2 protein-coding genes are annotated in these 1,373 nt (G+C 47.7%); both read right to left on the bottom strand.

Features of this window, described 5'->3' with window-relative positions:
- The coding region (locus tag R7P67_RS24440) for an ABC transporter permease (RefSeq protein WP_318086265.1) at positions 1-448 on the bottom strand (448 nt) is incomplete at its 3' end.
- Positions 438-1,241 (bottom strand): phospholipid ABC transporter ATP-binding protein MlaF, encoded by an 804-nt coding sequence (gene mlaF / locus R7P67_RS24435; RefSeq protein WP_318086264.1) that lies wholly within the window; start codon positions 1,239-1,241, stop codon positions 438-440. The genes R7P67_RS24440 and mlaF, both read right to left, overlap by 11 nt.
- Positions 1,242-1,373: the final 132 nt, after the last annotated feature.

Here is a 1,373-nt window from a genome sequence, read left to right as displayed (position 1 = left end):
GTGGTGCAATCACTCGTTTCAGTGGGTCAACTGCCATCATTTCTAAGCTTGAAAGCTGCTCAGTAGCTTTCATCAAACCAATTTCTGCCGTCAGCGCAGAGCCTGCACGTCCAGCGAAAAGAAGCGCAGTAACCACCGGCCCAAGTTCACGCAGTAGTGACAACGCGACCATCTGACCAAGACTGCCTTCCGCGCCGTAATCCACCAGCACTACATAGCCTTGCAAGCTAAGAACCATGCCGATAAACAAACCAGCTACGACGATGATAGCCAGTGATTGCACGCCAACGGAATACAACTGTTTGATGAGTAGAGGAAAACTTTTAGAGGGTTGAGGCTTAGAGAAGATAGCGCCAACAAGCATCAAGGTTGCACGGCCAAAAGCTTCACAGATGGCGAGTGTGCGTTTTCCTAATGAAGCGACAAATTGAATAAAGCTAGCGACCATCAAATAGATCCTTTTCGATACTTTGCGCAGGAAAACGAAACGGCACTGGGCCATCTGCATCACCTTGTAAGAACTGCTGCACTCGCGGGTCTAGGTTTTGACTCAACTCCTCTGGCGTGCCAAACGCGATGATCTTGCCATCTGCTAGTAGGTAAACCCAATCAGCAATACTCATGACCTCCGGTACATCGTGTGATACCACAATAGACGTAAGGCCTAGAGCTTGGTTTAAGTCTTTGATCAACTCAACCAAAACACCCATGGTAATGGGGTCTTGTCCCACAAATGGTTCATCGAACATGATTAAATCAGGGTCAAGTGCGATGGCACGAGCCAATGCGGCACGCCTCGCCATACCGCCCGAAAGCTCACTTGGCATTAATTGCGCTGCTCCGCGCAGACCAACCGCTTCGAGCTTAAGCAGTACCATAGTACGAATCAAATCTTCTGAAAGATTGGTGTGTTCACGCAGTGGAAAGGCCACATTGTCAAACACATTCAAATCCGTGAACAGAGCTCCGGATTGAAACAGCATGCTCATTTTCTTACGAGCGTTGTAGAGTTTTTTGCGAGAAAGAGTCGGAATGTTGTCACCATCAAACCAAATCTCGCCTTGTTCGGGATACAACTGACCGCGAATTAAACGGAGCAGTGTCGTTTTACCGATTCCCGATGGTCCCATAATCGCCGTCACTTTACCTTCAGGAACATGCAGATCAATACCATCAAAGATCGTGCGATTTCCTCGTGAAAAAGTGAGGTTGTTCACGGTGACTAAATCGTTGTTCGACATATCATCTCTTCTACTGTCAGAGCATTAACGCTCGCAGAGTTGTCAAGTCAATCCACTTCCGAATAGCGCTAAGGGTTCCCTTATCGCCACTTCGGTACATTTATTAGGCTGCAATCATAAGCACATTGGCTT

It is taken from the genome of Vibrio sp. Vb0937, assembly GCF_033338855.1.
Note: the sequence above shows the minus strand (reverse complement) of the source record. Positions and strands in the feature narration are given on the sequence as shown.